This window comes from Streptomyces sp. KR80 (assembly GCF_052245555.1).
Lineage (GTDB): Bacteria > Actinomycetota > Actinomycetes > Streptomycetales > Streptomycetaceae > Streptomyces.
Genome location: NZ_JBQQCD010000008.1, coordinates 184,932 through 200,760 on the forward strand (window position 1 = coordinate 184,932; position 15,829 = coordinate 200,760).

At 71.6% G+C, this 15,829-nt stretch carries 10 protein-coding genes and 2 pseudogenes; 3 read left to right on the forward strand and 9 right to left on the reverse strand.

Annotated features, from left to right (window positions below; translation table 11 throughout):
• Window positions 1-108: 108 nt before the first annotated feature.
• Window positions 109-2,383, forward strand: a pseudogene (locus ACTWQI_RS14775) (alkaline phosphatase family protein).
• Window positions 2,384-2,457: 74 nt separating this feature from the next.
• Here ACTWQI_RS14775 and ACTWQI_RS14780 read toward each other — a convergent pair.
• Both ACTWQI_RS14780 and ACTWQI_RS14785 read right to left on the reverse strand, forming a co-directional pair.
• Window positions 2,458-3,087, reverse strand: a complete 630-nt coding sequence (locus ACTWQI_RS14780; RefSeq protein ID WP_443270595.1) for an alpha-ketoglutarate-dependent dioxygenase AlkB — start codon at window positions 3,085-3,087, stop codon at window positions 2,458-2,460.
• Between the two features lie 171 nt (window positions 3,088-3,258).
• The gene (locus ACTWQI_RS14785; protein WP_443270597.1) at window positions 3,259-5,025 is read right to left on the reverse strand and encodes a hydroxysqualene dehydroxylase; all 1,767 of its coding nucleotides are present in this window, start codon (window positions 5,023-5,025) and stop codon (window positions 3,259-3,261) included.
• A gap of 166 nt (window positions 5,026-5,191) precedes the next feature.
• Here ACTWQI_RS14785 and ACTWQI_RS14790 point away from each other — a divergent pair, with 166 nt between their 5' ends.
• Together ACTWQI_RS14790 and ACTWQI_RS14795 are read left to right on the forward strand one after the other, a co-directional pair.
• The gene (locus tag ACTWQI_RS14790) at window positions 5,192-5,509 is read left to right on the forward strand and encodes a 4a-hydroxytetrahydrobiopterin dehydratase (RefSeq protein WP_443270600.1); all 318 of its coding nucleotides are present in this window, start codon (window positions 5,192-5,194) and stop codon (window positions 5,507-5,509) included.
• Between the two features lie 184 nt (window positions 5,510-5,693).
• Window positions 5,694-6,980: a class I SAM-dependent methyltransferase gene (locus ACTWQI_RS14795; protein ID WP_443270739.1), complete on the forward strand. Its 1,287-nt coding sequence runs from the start codon at window positions 5,694-5,696 to the stop codon at window positions 6,978-6,980.
• A gap of 70 nt (window positions 6,981-7,050) precedes the next feature.
• Here the strand turns inward: ACTWQI_RS14795 and ACTWQI_RS14800 are convergent, their stop codons facing one another.
• From ACTWQI_RS14800 to ACTWQI_RS14830, 7 genes and pseudogenes are all read right to left on the reverse strand, one after another.
• The gene (locus ACTWQI_RS14800) at window positions 7,051-8,418 is read right to left on the reverse strand and encodes a cryptochrome/photolyase family protein (RefSeq protein ID WP_443270603.1); all 1,368 of its coding nucleotides are present in this window, start codon (window positions 8,416-8,418) and stop codon (window positions 7,051-7,053) included.
• Between the two features lie 9 nt (window positions 8,419-8,427).
• Window positions 8,428-9,210: an anti-sigma factor gene (locus tag ACTWQI_RS14805; protein WP_443270605.1), complete on the reverse strand. Its 783-nt coding sequence runs from the start codon at window positions 9,208-9,210 to the stop codon at window positions 8,428-8,430.
• Entirely contained in the window at window positions 9,207-9,797 is a 591-nt protein-coding gene (locus ACTWQI_RS14810; RefSeq protein WP_443270606.1) for a sigma-70 family RNA polymerase sigma factor, read from the reverse strand. Before ACTWQI_RS14810 ends, ACTWQI_RS14805 begins: the two co-directional genes overlap by 4 nt.
• Before the next feature lie 231 nt (window positions 9,798-10,028).
• Window positions 10,029-11,513, reverse strand: a pseudogene (locus tag ACTWQI_RS14815) (glycoside hydrolase family 27 protein); the annotation flags it as partial.
• Between the two features lie 48 nt (window positions 11,514-11,561).
• Entirely contained in the window at window positions 11,562-12,725 is a 1,164-nt protein-coding gene (locus ACTWQI_RS14820) for an ROK family protein (RefSeq protein WP_443270607.1), read from the reverse strand.
• 141 nt (window positions 12,726-12,866) lie between these two features.
• Window positions 12,867-13,709 (reverse strand): aldo/keto reductase, encoded by an 843-nt coding sequence (locus tag ACTWQI_RS14825; RefSeq protein ID WP_443270609.1) that lies wholly within the window; start codon window positions 13,707-13,709, stop codon window positions 12,867-12,869.
• A gap of 141 nt (window positions 13,710-13,850) precedes the next feature.
• Window positions 13,851-15,674, reverse strand: coding sequence for an AMP-dependent synthetase/ligase (locus ACTWQI_RS14830; protein ID WP_443270611.1), 1,824 nt, complete (start codon window positions 15,672-15,674; stop codon window positions 13,851-13,853).
• Window positions 15,675-15,829: the final 155 nt, after the last annotated feature.

The window sequence follows — 15,829 nt, forward strand, 5'->3', positions numbered from 1 at the left end:
AGGCTGGCGGTCCCCGGTCCGGGCGGCTCCGGAGCGGCGCCGCACGGTGTGCCACGCTGGGAGCGGGCCCGCGTGCGGGCGCGGGTGGAGACACCGAGGTGGGGCGCCATGGTCGAAGGAAGATGGCGGGCCTTGGGCGGGGCCGCGCTGCGCGTCCTCGTCGTCTGGGGCGTGAGCACCCTGACGATGCTCGTGCTCGCCGGGCTCCTCCCCGACTTCCGGCTCCAGTCCGCCGATGGCGACAGCGCCACCAGGATCGCGGTGACCGCCGCGCTCGGAGCCGGGGCGTTCGGGCTGCTCAGTGCCCTCGTCTGGCCGGTGCTGGTCCGGGCGCTGCTGCTCGTACCGGCCTTCGTGCTCGGCCTGCTGGTGTTCTTCCTCAACGGGTCCGTGCTGCTGGTCGCGCTGCGGCTGGTGCCGGACCAGCGGGGGCGCGGTGGAGCCCGAGACCGCGGTCGTGGTCGCCGCCGTCATGTCGGCCGTCGCCTCCGCCACCAGCACGGCTCTCACCGTGCGGGACGACGACGCGTACCGGCGGCGGCTGTACCGGCTCGCCGACCGGCGCAGGCGGCGCGGCGACGCCGGCCCGGGCCGTTCCAAGGCGCCGGGCGCGCTCTTCCTCCAGCTCGACGGCGTGGGGTACGACGTTCTGGCCGACGCGGTGCGGGAGCGCCCCTGTCCGGGGCCCGGTGGCCGGTCGAAGCCGCCGCTCATGCAGACGGTCGCCGCGTGGTGCGCCGACGGCGGCCACCGACTCGCCCCGTGGCGCACGGACTGGTCCAGCCAGACCGGCGCCAGCCAGCTGGGCATCCTGCACGGCTCGAACTTCGACGTGCCTGCCTTCCGCTGGTACGAGAAGGAGAGCGGCGAGGTGATGGCGTGCGGGCGGCCCAGCAGCGTGGCCGAACTGCAGCGCCGGGCGATCGCCCGCACCTCGGACCGCGGTCTGCTCGCCGGTGACGGGGCGAGTCGCGGCAATCTGTTCAGCGGCGGGGCCGATCAGCTGGCGCTGGTGCTCGCCGTCTCGGCCCGGCGCGGCAAGGAGAACCGCTCCCGCGCGGGCTACTTCGCGTACTTCTCCGATCCGGCGAACGCCACCCGGACCGCCGGCTCCTTCGTCGCCGAGGTCCTCCGCGAGCTCGGCCAGTCCACGCGCGCGTGGCTCCGGCGCGAGCGGCCCCGGGTCGGGCGGGGCGGGCTGTACCCCTTCATCCGGGCCTTCGCGACGGTCGTGGAGCGGGATGTGGTCGTCGCGGCGGTGATCGGGGACATGCTGGCCGGGCGTACGGCCGTCTACGCGGACCTGGTCGGCTACGACGAGGTCGGCCACCACTGCGGACCGCGCAGCCGCGACGCCGAGCAGGTGCTGGCCCGCCTCGACCGGACCATCGGGCTGATCGCGAAGGTCGCGGAGCACGCTCCGCGCGAGTACCGGATCGTGCTGCTCTCGGACCACGGGCAGAGCCCCGGCGCGACGTTCGCGGACCGCTACGGCCTCACCCTCCAGGACCTCGTACGCGCCGGGTGCGGGCTGCCCGTGCCGCGCAGGGCCGGGAGGACGGCGAGCGGGGCGGAGGCGCGGGGCGCGGCACGCGCGGCACTGCACCGCCCGGAGAAGCGCGAGGACGCGGCGGAGGTGCGCCGCCCCCGGCGGGACCGGATCGCCGGCCCGATCGTGCTCGCCTCGGGCAACCTCGGTCTCGTCTCCTTCCCCGGGCTGCCCGGGCGGGTGAGCCGGGAGGAGATCGAGACCCGGCAGCCGGCGCTGCTGCGCACGCTGGCCGAACACCCGGGGGTGGGATTCGTCCTCGTACGGAGCGAGGAGCTCGGCCCGGCGGTTCTGGGCGCGGGCGGGGCGGAACTCCGGCTGGACACGGGGGAGCTGATGGGGGAGGGGGTCGAGAATCCGCTCGCCCGCTTCGGCCCCGGTGCGGAAGCGGTCGTACGGCGCACGGCCGGCTTCCCGCACGCCGCCGACATCATGGTCAACTCCGCATACGACCCGAAGACGGGTGAGGTCCACGCCTTTGAGGAGCAGATCGGCTCGCACGGCGGGCTGGGCGGCGGTCAGTCACGCCCGTTCCTGCTCTGGCCGGTGGAGCTGTCGCCGCCGGTGGCGGACGGCGAGGAACTGGCGGGCGCGGAGCAACTGCACGGCGTCCTGCGGCGCTGGCTCGACGAGGCGTGCGGGCCCCAGGTGCCGATCGACCGGCCGGACGAGTCGGCGGAGAGGGCACTCCCTCTGGGGGCACTCCCCCAGCTAACGCCGGGGGTACCTCCGCCCGGGCCGCCAGGCCCAGGGGACTACCGCCGGGGGTACCCCCCACCCTGGGGGCACCTCCCAGCGTTAGCTGGGGGAGGTAGCTGGGGGAGGGTCGGCTGAGCCGGGCCCGGCCGAAGTGCCCGGCCCAAGTCGCCGGCCGGCTCAGGCGGTTCGCCGGCTGAGCGGGAACGGAGTCAGGCCACGCCGCGGGGACGGAACTGGATGCTGATGCGGGGCCCCACCGGCTTGGCCGTCTTGGGGATCGCATGGTCCCAGGTCCGCTGGCAGGACCCGCCCATGACGATCAGGTCGCCGTGGCCCAGCGCCTGCCGGATGGTGGAGCCGCAGCCATCCCGTGGCCGCAGGTGCAGGTGGCGCGGCTCTCCGACGGAGAGGATCGCGACCATCGTGTCCTCCGCGGCGCCACGGCCGATCCGATCGCCGTGCCAGGCCACGCTGTCCCGGCCGTCGCGGTAGTAGCACAGGCCCACGGTGCGGAACGGCTCACCCAGTTCCGCGGCGTAATGCCTGCTCAGGGCGGTACGGGCGGTGGCAAGGGCGGGGTGGGGGAGCGGATCGTCCGCCTCGTAGTGGGCGAGCAGCCGCGGCACGTCGACCACCCGCTCGTACATATGGCGCCGCTCGGCACGCCACGGCACGCCGTCGACCAGCGCCGCGAACAGCACATCGGCGCCGTGCAGCCAGCCGGGCAGGACGTCGATCCACGCCCCGTGGGTCAGCGGCGTGCGCCGCGCGGCATCCAGCGACCCGAGACCGAGCTCCTCGACCGCGTCGAAGAGAGAACCCTGCAAAGAGACCGCCATAGCGGCCAGTGTACGCCCTCCAATAGAACGCACGATCGAATTACGGGGTCCAGGCCCTGGAGCCCCCAGGGAGCCGAGGGTTGGGATGCTGCGGCGATGGCGACCGCCGAACCGCGGTGACGGCCGGGCGGCAGGAAGGGCGTCGACGAGATCAGGGCACAGGCTGCGGCGTCAGCCGAGATCGAAGGCGTTCCGCAGCCCCAGGCCGTAGCGGAACTTGTCGTGCCGCTTGAGTGCTTCGAACTCCGGAGCACGGTAGAGGGGCTTCACGGCGCACCGCTCGGCCCCCGAACCCGCCGTGTCCAGCAGGGCGTTGACCGCCTGGCGCGCCGCCGCGTTCGCGCCCTCCATCGTCGCGAGGTCGATGTCCACGGCGACGTAGTCACCGGCCAGGAAGAGGTTGGGGATCTTCGTACGGGAGGACGGCCGGTTGAACCAGGTGCCCGTCGGGTGGATGAGCAGCTGCTCGTCGTTGCGCGGATCGGGGGTGCCGATGCCGTCCACCGCCGGGTCGAGGAACCACGAGTGGAGCGCGCCGTCCCTCAGGACCGTTTGGCCGGTGTCGTTGAGCGCGGCTTTGAGCTGGGCCCACACCTCGCGGGCGACCTCCTCGCGGGTGCACTGCTTGGCCGTCTTCCCGTACAGGATGCCGGGCCGGTCCCACTCCGAGACGTCGACGGACAGGCAGTCGCGGGCGCGGCCGTCGCCGTAGTCGGTGCCGAAGTCGCGGTCCGGCCAGTGCTGTGCCTGGGCGATGGCCGTCAGGGACCAGGGCGAGTCGATGCAGTTGAGATGGCCGTGCAGGATGGGCGTCGGCTCGGTGAGATAGAACTGGATGCCCGTCATCCAGTCCGTCGGCAGCCGGTCGCACCTGGCCAGCTGTGGGTCCGCGGCCCGCAGCTCCGCGTTCCAGGTCCGCCGGGCGTGCTCCACCGGCATGGCCGAGATGTAGTGGTCGGCGGTCACGTTCCGCCGAACGCCCTGTGGGTCGTCGACGATCGCCGCAGCGATCCTTCCTGCGTGGAAGGCGAGCTCGCGTACGGTCCAGCCGATCCGGAACTCGACGCCCAGGCCTGCGAGATGGTCGGCCCAGGGGGTGATCCACGCCTCGTTGGTCGGCGCGTTGAGGATCCGGTCCGGTGGCCCGTCAGCACCCCGGCCCAGCGCGTTGAAGACGAAGGCCTCGCCGAGCGTGCCCACCGTCCGGGTGCTGGCCTCCTCCGCCTTCGTCGCGACGATGTTGCGGGTGATGCCGACGGCCAGGATGCGCTGGTAGTCCTCGGACATCTGCGCCGCCCGGACGAAGTCCCACCACGGGGTGCGCTCCCACACCTCGTTGCGCCGCTCGTCACAGCTGGTGAGGAAGACCAGTACCCGGTTGACGAAGTACGCGGTCTCGTGCGGCGGCAGATGGCACGCCGTGTCGAGCAGGGCCGTCAGCGCCCGCCGGATCTCGTCGGGGGTGAGTACAGGCGGTGGGTTGCCGACCCAGGGAATCGGGAAACGGATGTTCTCGCGGCCGGTCCTGGCGAACATCATCTCCCGCGGCGCGACCAGATTGCCGAAGACCCCGTCCGCGTTGCCCGGGAACGGAATGCGCCGCAGCGTGTCGGGCAGGTTGTGGTAGATCCCGGGGATGAAACGGAATCCGTGCTCGGCGGGGAGCGGCTTGCGTCCGCCCTTCGCGCTGCCCGGCACGTCCATGCTGCGGGCCTTGCCACCCAGCGCCTTCTTCTCGTACACGGTGACCGTGAAGCCCCGTTCCGCCAGCTCGTGTGCCGCCGTCAGTCCGGCGACACCGCCGCCGAGCACGGCAACGGACCGGCCGCCGGGGCTTGTGCGTTGCGCTGCCGCCGCGCGCCCGGCCAGTGCCGCCGTCCCGCCTGCCGCTGCCGCGCCGACGACGAACGTCCGTCTGGTGCTGCCGCTGCGCGCCATGCTTCCCCCTGCTACCGCCGGTAACGTGTCCGTCCGGCGCAGGAGCATAGAAGCCACCCCCGTCACCTGGAAGCGCAGGTCCGCCCTGGGAGTACATTGGCGCGAAACCGACCCCGCTCGGTGGCACGCTGGGAATGTCGCATCCACCGCAGGGAAGGCAGCCGACATGGCCCCCGAACCGCTGTCGCGCAAGGAGATCGAGGACGCGCTCGCCGAGCTTCCGGGCTGGGCACTGGCCGGGGACAGGATCGAGCGGACCTACACCTTCGAGGGACACCTCTCCGCGGCGGCCATGGTCGGGCAGATCGCCCGCGTCCAGGACACGCTGAACCACCACGCCGATCTGACGCTCTCGTACAACAAGCTCAGGGTCTCGGTGAACACCCACAGCGTCGGCGGCAAGGTGACCGAGCTGGACCTCGACCTGGCCCACCGCGTCGAGCAGATCGCGGCCGAGCACGGCGTGGGCGGCACGGCCGGCTGACCCGAGGCCCGGACCCCGAAGCCGCCCCCGGAAGCCGCACCCGGAAGGGTGAGAATCGGCCGTCCCCGAAAGACCGCGGCCGCGACCAATCCATCCGCACCGCTGCCCCGAATGACCGATGACCGGGCTCGGCCCCGCACAGCCACGTCCCCGTCACCGAGCCCAGGAGGGGCCTGTAGTGAGCGTGTCCGTGTCCTCGAGCACCCCGTACACCCCGGCAGCGGCCACGGCGGTGGACCCGCAGCGCTGGCCGGACGTGGCGACCGTGCCGCGCTGCTCCCGCGTACGGGCCCTGGCGGCCGAGCTGATCGTCCGTCGGGCGTTCGCCCGGCTGCCGCTGCGGGTGCGACTGCCCGGCGGACGGATCCTCGGCAGCGGCGGCCCCTTGAGCCCGCTGATGCAGGTGCACGATCCCGGTGCCTTTCACCGGCGGATCGGCACCAGCGGCCTGATCGGCTTCGGCGAGTCGTACCTGGCGCGGGAGTGGGAGGCCGACGACCTCGTCGGCGTGCTGACGGTGTTCGCCGAGCACATCGCCACACTCGTCCCTGCTCCCCTGCAGCGGCTGCGCGAGCACTGGGCCGTCCGCCCGCCGGAGTCGCAGCGCAACACGCTCGAGCAGGCCCCCGGCAACATCCGCGCCCACTACGACCTCTCGAACGAGCTCTTCGCGAGCTTTCTCGATCCGACCATGACGTACACGTCGGCCGTCTTCCCCTGCCTCCCTGCCGTATGGGGGCAGCTGCCCGCCGCCCAGCACCGCAAGATCGACCGGCTGCTGGACCTTGCCGCCGTCGGACCGGGCACCCAGCTGCTGGAGATCGGTACGGGCTGGGGCGAACTGGCCATCCGCGCGGCAGCGCGCGGCGCCAGGGTCGTCTCCGTCACCTTGTCGGAGCAGCAGTACCACCTGGCCCGCCGACGCATCGAAGAGGCGGGCCTGGCGGACCGTGCGACGGTGCTGCTGCGCGACTACCGGCGGGTCGTCGGCCGGTACGACGCCATCGTCAGCGCGGAGGTGATCGAGTCCGTGGGCGCGGAGTTCTGGCCGGTGTACTTCACCGCGCTCGACCGCCTGCTCGTCCCCGGAGGGCGGGTGGCCCTGCAGGCGGTCACCATGCCGCACGACCGGATGCTGGCCTCCCTGAACACCCACACGTGGATCCAGAAGTACCTCTTCCCCGGTGGCCGGATCCCCTCGGTCGAGGTGATGGAGGAGCTCATCGCGGCGCACACCCGGCTGCGGGTGGCCGGGCGCGAGGCGTTCGGCGGGCACTACGCGGAGACCCTGCGGCTGTGGCGGGAGCGCTTCACCGAGCAGCGAACGGACGCAGCGGTCGCCGCCCTCGGATTCGACGAGACCTTCCGCCGGATGTGGACGTTCTATCTGGCGTACTCCGAGGCCGGATTCCGGTCGCGTTACCTGGACGTGCAGCAACTGCTGCTGACGAAGGAGGACACCACCGGTTGACGGGTGCCGCCCGCCACCTCGCCTCCAGCGGCCGCCGCGACCGCGCCCCGGCGCCCGCGGGGTCTGAGGGTCAGGCGCCGGACGGCGCCTCGTGGTGGTGGGCGAGCACCTCGTCCGGCGCCACGATCGGCTCGGCGTAATCGAGGCGGCTGCGGGTCTCCTCCGGCAGCCGCCATGGCCGGTGCACGGCCGGGCCCTCCACCCCGGCCAGCTCCGGCACCCAACGCCGTACGTACGTGCCGTGCGGGTCGAACCGATGGGCCTGGGCCAGCGGGCACCGGACCTCGTCCGGCCGGGGATCGGTGCCGGTCCCCGCCACCCACTGCCAGTTGAGCTGGTTGTTCGCCACATCCCCGTCCACCAGGAGATCGAGGAAGTGCCGGGCGCCCACCCGCCAGTCGATGTGCAGCGTCCTGGTCAGAAAGCTCGCCGCCAGCAGGCGGGCACGGTGGTGCATCCAGCCCTCGTACCGCAGCTGCCGCATAGCGGCGTCCACGACCGGATACCCGGTCCGGCCCGCCCGCCACGCCGCGATCGCCTCGGTGTCGCCGCGCCAAGGGGCGTTCCTGGTGCGGTAGTCCTGCCATGACGCACGGGGGCGGGCCGCGAGCACCTGGCGGTGGAAGTCCCGCAGCGCCAGCTGCCGCAGATAGGCGCCGGCGTCCGCACCACCGGCCTTCCGCGCGCGGTGCACCAGTTCCACCGCCGAGAGCGTGCCGAAGTGGAGGTGCGCCGAGAGCCGCGAGGTCGCGTCGGCCGGCAGGTCCGCACGCCGCTCCGCGTAGCCGTCCAGCGCCCCGGCCAGCCAGGCCTTGAACCGTCTGCGTCCCTCCCGTTCCCCACCCCTGGCGAGCCCCGGAGAGACACCCTTCAGATCCCGGCGGGACGGCAGGTCGTCCGACCGGATCCGCTCCGGCACCCGCACCACACGCGGCGCGCCGAGCACAGCGCGGAGCGGCTCGCGCTCCCAGCGCCTGAAGTACGCGGTGAACAGCGCGAAGTGGTCACCGGTGTCCGACGGTGTCACCGACCCGGGGGCGAGCGCCGTGGTCACCGCGTCGTGCACCCGCAGTTCGCACCGCTCGTCCTCCAGGGCCGCCCGCAGCCGCGCCTCGCGCCGCAGTGCGTAGCCGCTCGCCCCGCGCGCGACGTGCACCCGGCGCGCACCGGCCTCGTCCGCCACCCGGCACACCTGCTCGACCACATCGCCCGTACGCACCACGAGCCGGCCGCCGAGCCTGCTCAGCCCCTGGTCGAGGTCGGTCAGGCAGTCGGCGAGAAACGCCCGGCGGTTGGGAGTGTCGAAGCCCGCCCTGCGCACACCGGCGTCGACGACGAACAGCGGGACCACGGCGTCGGCACCGCGCAGCGCCGCCCGCAGCACGGGATTGTCGTGCAGCCGGAGGTCGGCCGTGAACAGGACGATCGACACGCGCATTCGGCACCCCTATGCGCCCTGGGCCGGCGCGGCCGCACCCGGGGCACGGAACTCCACCACGGCCAGCGGGTCGGTCGTCGGCTGCTCGGATCCACCCGCCGGTTCGACGGTGACGCCCATGGCCGAGGCATCGCCCACCGGGCCGTCCATCAGTACGGCCGCGGTCCCGGCCGGGGACGGCATCAGGCCTGCGGGCCGCATCGTGCCGCCGTCGCTGAACCAGAGTTGGTAGACCTTGTCGTCCGGCAGCGTGGGCATGCCGTCGGCGAGGAAGGCGGCCTTGTCCCGGCTGCGGGAGACCACGACCGTGCCGGTCCCGCCGCCCGCCAGCTTCCCGCTGCTGGCCTGGGCGTCTGCAGCGGCGAGGACCCGGGCCAGCTCCTCGGTCTGCCGCTGGGCCTGCCGGGCCTCCTGCCGGGCCTGCTCAGCGGCCTGGTGCTGCCAGACCGCCACGCCGCCGAGCGCCGCGGCCCCGGCCAGACATGCCGCCAGCGCGAAGCGGGACAGGGATCGCCCGCGGCGCCGGGCACGGCCCGACCGCAACTGCCCGGGGACGTACGGCGGTTCCTGCCGCACGGTGGCGACATGCCACAGCACCCGCTCCTTCATCTGCGGCGGTGGCACCAACGAGGCGGCCAGGCCCAGCCGTTCGGCGGTGGCGGAGAGCTCCCGGACCTCCTGTGCGCAGGAGGCGCATCCGGCGAGGTGCCGTTCGAACTCCTCGCGTTCCCCGTCGGGCAGCGCATGCAGCGCATAGGCACCGGTCAGGGTGTGCAGATTCGCGGTGGTCATGCGTTCACCCCCAGGCAGTCGCGCAGCCGGATGAGCCCGTCGCGCAGCCGGGTCTTCACGGTCCCCAGCGGCAGGGACAGCAGTTCGGCGACCTCGCGATAGGTGAGGCCCCGGTAGTACGCCAGCGTCACCGACTGGCGCTGCAGTTCGGTGAGGGTGCGTATGCAGCGGCGCACCTGCTCCCGCTCCAGCCGGGCCTCCACCTGTTCGGTGACCTCGTCGAAGGCGGGGGTCTGCGCCAGCAGCGCCGCCCTGTGCTCCCGGTCCGTCGTCGCCTGCGCGGCCCGCACCCGGTCCACGGCGCGGCGGTGGGCGAGCGTGAGGACCCAGGTCATGGCGCTGCCTCGGTCCGGCCGGAAGCGAGCCGCGGTCCGCCAGACCTCCACCAGCACTTCCTGAGCCACCTCTTCGGACTGCGCCGGGTCCCGCAGCACGCCGCGGACCAGTCCGAGCACCGGCCCCGCGACCGCGTCGTAAAGACGGCTGAACGCCTCCTGGTCACCGCGGGCCACCATGCCCAGCAGCTCCTGCAGATCGGGTCCCGCAGGGCCTGGGCGGGGATGGCTGCGGAGATCAGCAGGCCTCATGTTTCCTCCAAATGCCGGGCGGTCGGCCGCCGTCCCGGCTCCACGCGGGCTCGCCCGCGTCCGTGCAGGCTCCACTCATTGTTCGGAGTGGGAGCGTACGCGGATTGGTGGCGGCAGCGACATCTTCGGCGAAGCGGGGCCAGGGGTCGAGAGGTCGCCGCGACCGGAGCCGTGCATGGGAGGTTTCTCATCTGCCCGCGTCCAGCGCGGGACGGGGTTGTTTCAGCCCGTGATCCTCGCCCGCCCGAGGAGAGTGCCACTACGGGACTCGGCCTTGTCGGCGGTGGCCCCGAACTGGGTGTTCTCCGGGGTTACTTTGAACAGCCGTGACCCGTGCGCCGGCAGCGTGGCCGAGATCCTGTCGTTCCGGCTGCCCAGTTCCTCATGGCTCCACAGGTCGCGGACCGAGGCCCTGCCGGAGAAGCCGAAGTCCGACCAGCGGGCCGTCACGTTCGACGACGCCCCACCGAGGTTGAACAGGGCGACGGTGTAGGAGCCGTCCCGATTGCGCATCCCCCAGACCTGCCGGTCGCCCGTGACGGACACCCGCCGGGCCGGAATGCCCTGCTGGTCCACGGCGATGACCTCGCGGTTGGTGAGCAGCGACAGGCCGTAGGAGTCGAGCCGGGTCAGGTCGTCACCGGTGTAGAGGGGAGCGGCCGAGATGGCCCACAGCGTCATGTAGCTGCGCCGCTCGTTCCGGGTGAGTCCGTCCATGGCGCCGTTGCCCACATCGACCGCGTCGAAGTCGTTCCAGCCGCCGGGTCCGGCGTGCGGGGCCCAGGCAGGTGCGTCCTTCCAGCGGTCGTCGACGGAGTTCGTCCAGGTGACCAGCGTCTCGCAGTAGCACTCCACATCGGTGTCGATCCGCCAGCCGTTGGAGTGCCGCTTCCAGTCCGCGATGTAGTCGATGTCGAGAGACCAGGAGAGCTCGAGATGGACCGGGCGACCGGTACGGGCCAGCGCCTGCTTCCAGGCGGCGACGTCGGCGCGATTGTCGTAGTTCTCACCCTGCTTGAACGAGCCGGGGCCGACCCCGTCGAGTTTGAGGAAGTCGTACCCCCAGTCCGCGAGCTGCCGGGCCTGGGAGTCGATGTACTTCTGCGCGCACGGCCGGGAGAAGTCGATCTTGTACGAGCTGTCCCAGCCGTTGGTCGTCCGCAGGTCGGGATGGACGATGTCGCGGGTGGTGCACCCCGGTGCGTTCCGGATCGGCACCTTCCCGCCGCCGTAGGCGGGCTTCTCCAGGCCGACGGGAAGGTAGATGCCGGCCTTCAGGCCCTTGCTGTGGATCCGGTCGGCAACGTACTTCATGCCACGGGGGAACCGCTGTGGGTCAGGTTTCTGCCGTCCGAACGCGTCGTAGCCCGGCTTCCAGTCCCAGGTCATCCACCAGCCCGCGTCCATGTTGACGTACTCGTACCCGTACTCCTTGAGCTCGGCGGCCATGGCGTCGGCCTGCTTGAGCACGTTGGCTTCGTTGAGAAAGCTGTACTTGCCCTTGGGGTTCACCCCGGGGTACGTGGTGGACTGCAGACTCCAACTGCTCCAGCCCATATAGGGCTTGTCGGCTATACCGGCGGGCTTGGCGCTCGCGGGCGCGGGCGCCGCCTCGGTTCGTCCGGCGGCTGCGGAGGCCGGCGGCAGGACGAGCGCGGTCCCGGCCGCCGCGACGGCCAGGGCCAGGTACGGGAGTGCACGTGAAGACGACCTCATGGATCACACCTCGCTGAGCCGGGGCAGGGGGCACCCGGACGGATCGGATCAGGGGAACACGCGGGACTGGATGCTTACGGCGGCGGCGCCGCGGGCCCACTCGTCGAAAGGCAGGGGACGGATGTGCAACGGGCTCTGTCCGGCAGCGCCGAAGGTCTGCTGGGCGAAGCTCCGGCGGATGTGGCTCTCCAACAGGTCGTACGCGGCCAGGCCTTCCCCGGAGACGACGATCCGTTCGGGGCCCATCAGGTTGGCCAGTGCGGCCAGGCCCAGGCCGATGGCCTGCCCCGCTCGGGCGAAGACGGCAGTGACCGCCGGGTCGCCGGCCCGGGCCAGCTCGGTGGCCTGGTCCATCGTCAGGTCGGCCCGCGTAGCGGCGGTGCGAGCCGCTCCGACGATCGCGTCGGTGCCGGCGATGGCCTCCACACACCCCTGGCCGCCGCAGTGGCAGGGCGGACCCGCCGTCTCGACGCAGAGATGCCCGATCTCGCCCGCCACACCGTAAGAGCCGGCGAGCAGTCGTCCGCCCACGACCAGGCCGCAGCCGATCCCGGCGCCGACGGTGACCAGCGCGAAGTGGTCGGTGCCCACGCCGTCGCCGAACCAGTGCTCGGCCACCGTCAGGGCCTTCACATCGTTCTCGACGGTGACCTGGAGCCCGGTGGCGCGAGCGACCGCTTCGCCGAGGGCCACGTCTCGCCAGCCCAGAAAGGGGGAGTACCGGACCCGGCCGGTGACCCGGTCCACGTCCCCGGAGACGGCGATCCCCAGGGAGCGGGTTCGGTCCCGGTACGTGTCCGAGCCGCTCAGCAGTTCCTCGACGAGGCCGTCCAGTTGCTGGGTCACGCTCCTGACGCCGCGTCCGGAGAGTGACCTGCGCGCGGTGACGCGCGGCCCGGCGCGCAAGTCGCAGAGCACACCGATCAGCTCGTCGGCAGTGATCTTCACTCCGACGAAGTACTCGCGGTCCGGACTGACCGCCAGCGGGCTGGCGGGCCGGCCGGCGCCGGGCCCGCTTCGTTCGGTGGCGGCGAGTTCCTGGAGGTATCCGGCGTCCAGGAAGGGCCTGGCCGCTTTCGTGACGGCAGCGGACGACAGGCCCAACCGGCGGGCGAGTTGGACTCGGCTGATCGGCCCCTGTGTCAACACCGTGGCGAACACGGCCGTCGACGCGGTGGAGGGGGAAGCGCCTGCAGTGCGCGTCAGAAGCACACCCGCAACATAGAGGCAATAATTAACTTACTCAAGAATTAATTCGGAACCGGGCCGGGCCCGTTGGCGCCCCGCTCCTCCATCTACCGCCCCATCAGCGGCGATTGGCACACCAGCCGCCCGGCCGATGTCCCAACGCGGTCAGCTGTAGTCGAAGTCGTCCGGGTTCGGCCCGAGCCGGTCACCCGAATCCAGGGCTGAGAGCGCCGCGAGGTCCTCGGTGTCCAGTTCGAAGCCGAAGACGTCGATGTTCTCCTTGATACGTGACGGGGTCGCGGACTTGGGAATCGCGATGGTGCCGAGCTGAAGATGCCAGCGCAGAACCACCTGGGCCGGAGTCCTGCCATGCTTGCGGGCGATCGCCACGATCACCGGAACCTCGAGCAGGCCCTTGCCCTGGCCCAACGGTGACCAGGCTTCGGTCGCGATGTCGTGCTCGGCGTGGAAGGCGCGCAGCTCCGCCTGCTGGAACCGCGGGTGGAGCTCGATCTGGTTCACCGCAGGGACGACCGACGTCTCCTCGAGCAGCCGCCGCAGATGCGCGGGCTGGAAGTTCGACACGCCGATGGCCTTCGCGCGGCCGGTCTCGGCGATCTCCTCGAAGGTGCGCCAGATGGTGAGGTAGTCATCCCGCATCGGCCGAGGCCAGTGGATCAGGTAAAGGTCGAGGTAGTCTAGGCCCAGACGGGCCAGGGAGGCGTCGAACTCCCGCAGGACGTTGTCACGCGTCCACGTCGTGGACGCGCTGTTCCACAGTTTCGTCGTGATGAAGAGCTCCTCGCGGGGGATGGAGGAGGCGGCGAGGGCCTTGCCGGTGCCCCGTTCGTTCTCATAGGCGGCGGCTGTGTCGATGCTCCGGTATCCGGCCTCGAGGGCGGTGCCCACCGCCTGCTCCGCCTCGTCGTCCGGGATCTGCCACACCCCGTAGCCCAGCTGGGGCATCGTGACGCCGCTGTTCAGGGTGATGAAGGGGACCTTGCTCACGAGCGTCGATCCTTACGTCGTCGTGTCGTCGTACAGCTACTCCACGATCAACGATCAACGGCCGAGCCGCATTCCCGGCATCGCGGCCGCATCCGCACCGGATCGCCCTGATGGCCCGTCAGTGGCCGCGGCACGCCCTCATCAGGCGTGGTAGAGCGCGTCCACTTCGGACGCGTACGCCTTCTCGACGGCCTTCCGCTTCAGCTTCAGGGAGGGCGTGAGCAACCCGTGCGCCTCGGAGAACTGCCCCGCGAGGATCCGGAATGTACGGATCGACTCGGCCTGCGAAACCAACGTGTTCGCCGCGACCACCGCACGCCGGATCTCGGTTTCCAGGTCCGGGTCACGGACCAGCTCGGCGGGGCCCAGCTTCGGCTTGCCGCGCATCTCCAGCCAGTGGTCCACGGCCTCCGGGTCCAGGGTCACCAGTGCGGCGATGTACGGCCGGTCGTTGCCCACCACGATGGCCTGCGCGACCAGCGGGTGGGCCCGGACCCGCTCCTCCAGCGGGATGGGCGACACGCTCTTGCCGCCCGAGGTCACCAGGATCTCCTTCTTCCGGCCGGTGATCGTGAGATAGCCGTCCTCGTCGAGGGCGCCGATGTCGCCGGTCGCCAGCCAGCCGTCCCGCATGACCGCCTCGGTCGCGTCTCGATTGTTGAGATAGCCGCTGAACACGTGCCCGCCGTGCAGCCAGATCTCCCCGTCGTCGGCGATGTGCACGGTGGTGCCGGGGATCGGCTTCCCGACCGTGCCGTAGCGGGTCCGGTTCGGCGGGTTGGCGGTGGCCGCGGCGGTCGACTCGGTGAGGCCGTAGCCTTCGTAGACGGTCACGCCGGCGCCGGCGAAGAACAGCCCGAGCCGCCGGGACATGGCCGAGCCGCCCGACATCGCGGACTTGAGCCGGCCGCCCATGGCGTCGCGCAGCTTGCTGTAGACGAGCTTGTCGAACAGCTGATGCTGGACGCGCAGCGCGGCGCTCGGGCCGGGCCCGGTGCCGAAGTCCTTGTTCTCCATGGCATCCGCGTACCGGACCGCGACATCGACCGCCTTGTCGAACGGTCCGACCTTCCCGTCGGCCTCGGCCTTGCGTCGCGCGCCGTGGAAGACCTTCTCGAAGACGTACGGCACCGCCAGGATGAAGGTCGGCTTGAAGGCCGCCAGGTCCGGCATGAGCTCGGCCGCGGTAAGGTTCGGCTGGTGGCCGAGCTTCACCCGGGCCCGCATCGCCGTGACCTGCACCATCCTCCCGAAGACATGCGCGAGCGGCAGGAAGAGCAAGGTGGATGCCTCGTCGCCGGGTTTGGAGCGGAACACCGACTCCCAGCCGGCGATGAGGGTGTCGGACTCGGTCATGCAGTTCGCGTGGGTGATCACACAGCCCTTGGGGCGGCCGGTGGTGCCGGAGGTGTAGATCACGGTGGCGACCGAGTCCGGGGTCACCGCGAGCCGGTGCCGGTGTATCACCTCGTCGTCGATGTGCGCCCCCGCGGCCATCAGCTCGCCCACGGCGTCCGCGTCCAGCTGCCAGAGCCGGGTGAGCCGCGGCAGCCGGTCGATCACGGAGCCGACCGTCATGGCGTGGTCCTCGTGCTCGACGATGGCGGCGGAGACGCCGGCGTCGTACATCATCCAGAAGACCTGCTCGGCGGAGGAGGTCGGATAGATCGGCACCGACTGGGCGCCGAGCGACCAGAGCGCGAAGTCGAAGAGGGTCCACTCGTAGCGGGTGCGGCACATGATCGCCACCCGGTCGTTGAACCGTACGCCCTGGGCGAGCAGACCCTTGGCGAGGGCGACCACCTGGTCGCGGAACTCGGCCGCGGTCACGTCCTGCCAGTGCCCGTCGATCTTATGGCCGAGGGCCACCCGGTCGGGATCCTCCGCGGCATGATCGAACACGGAATCGGCCAGGCCTCCGAGGGGAGGCTCCGTCGCCACTGGGGGAACGGTGATCTCGCGCAACGACTTGCTCCTAAGTGCTCCGCACAGCGCCGCGACGGTACCCGATCCCGGGCGAGGAGGGGAGCCCCGTGGCCCATCCCGCTAAGACGGCATATGCGCTGGTCAGGCGGTGACGTGTGCGCGCTGCCGGTGGATCGGGCCCTTGTGCTGACTTT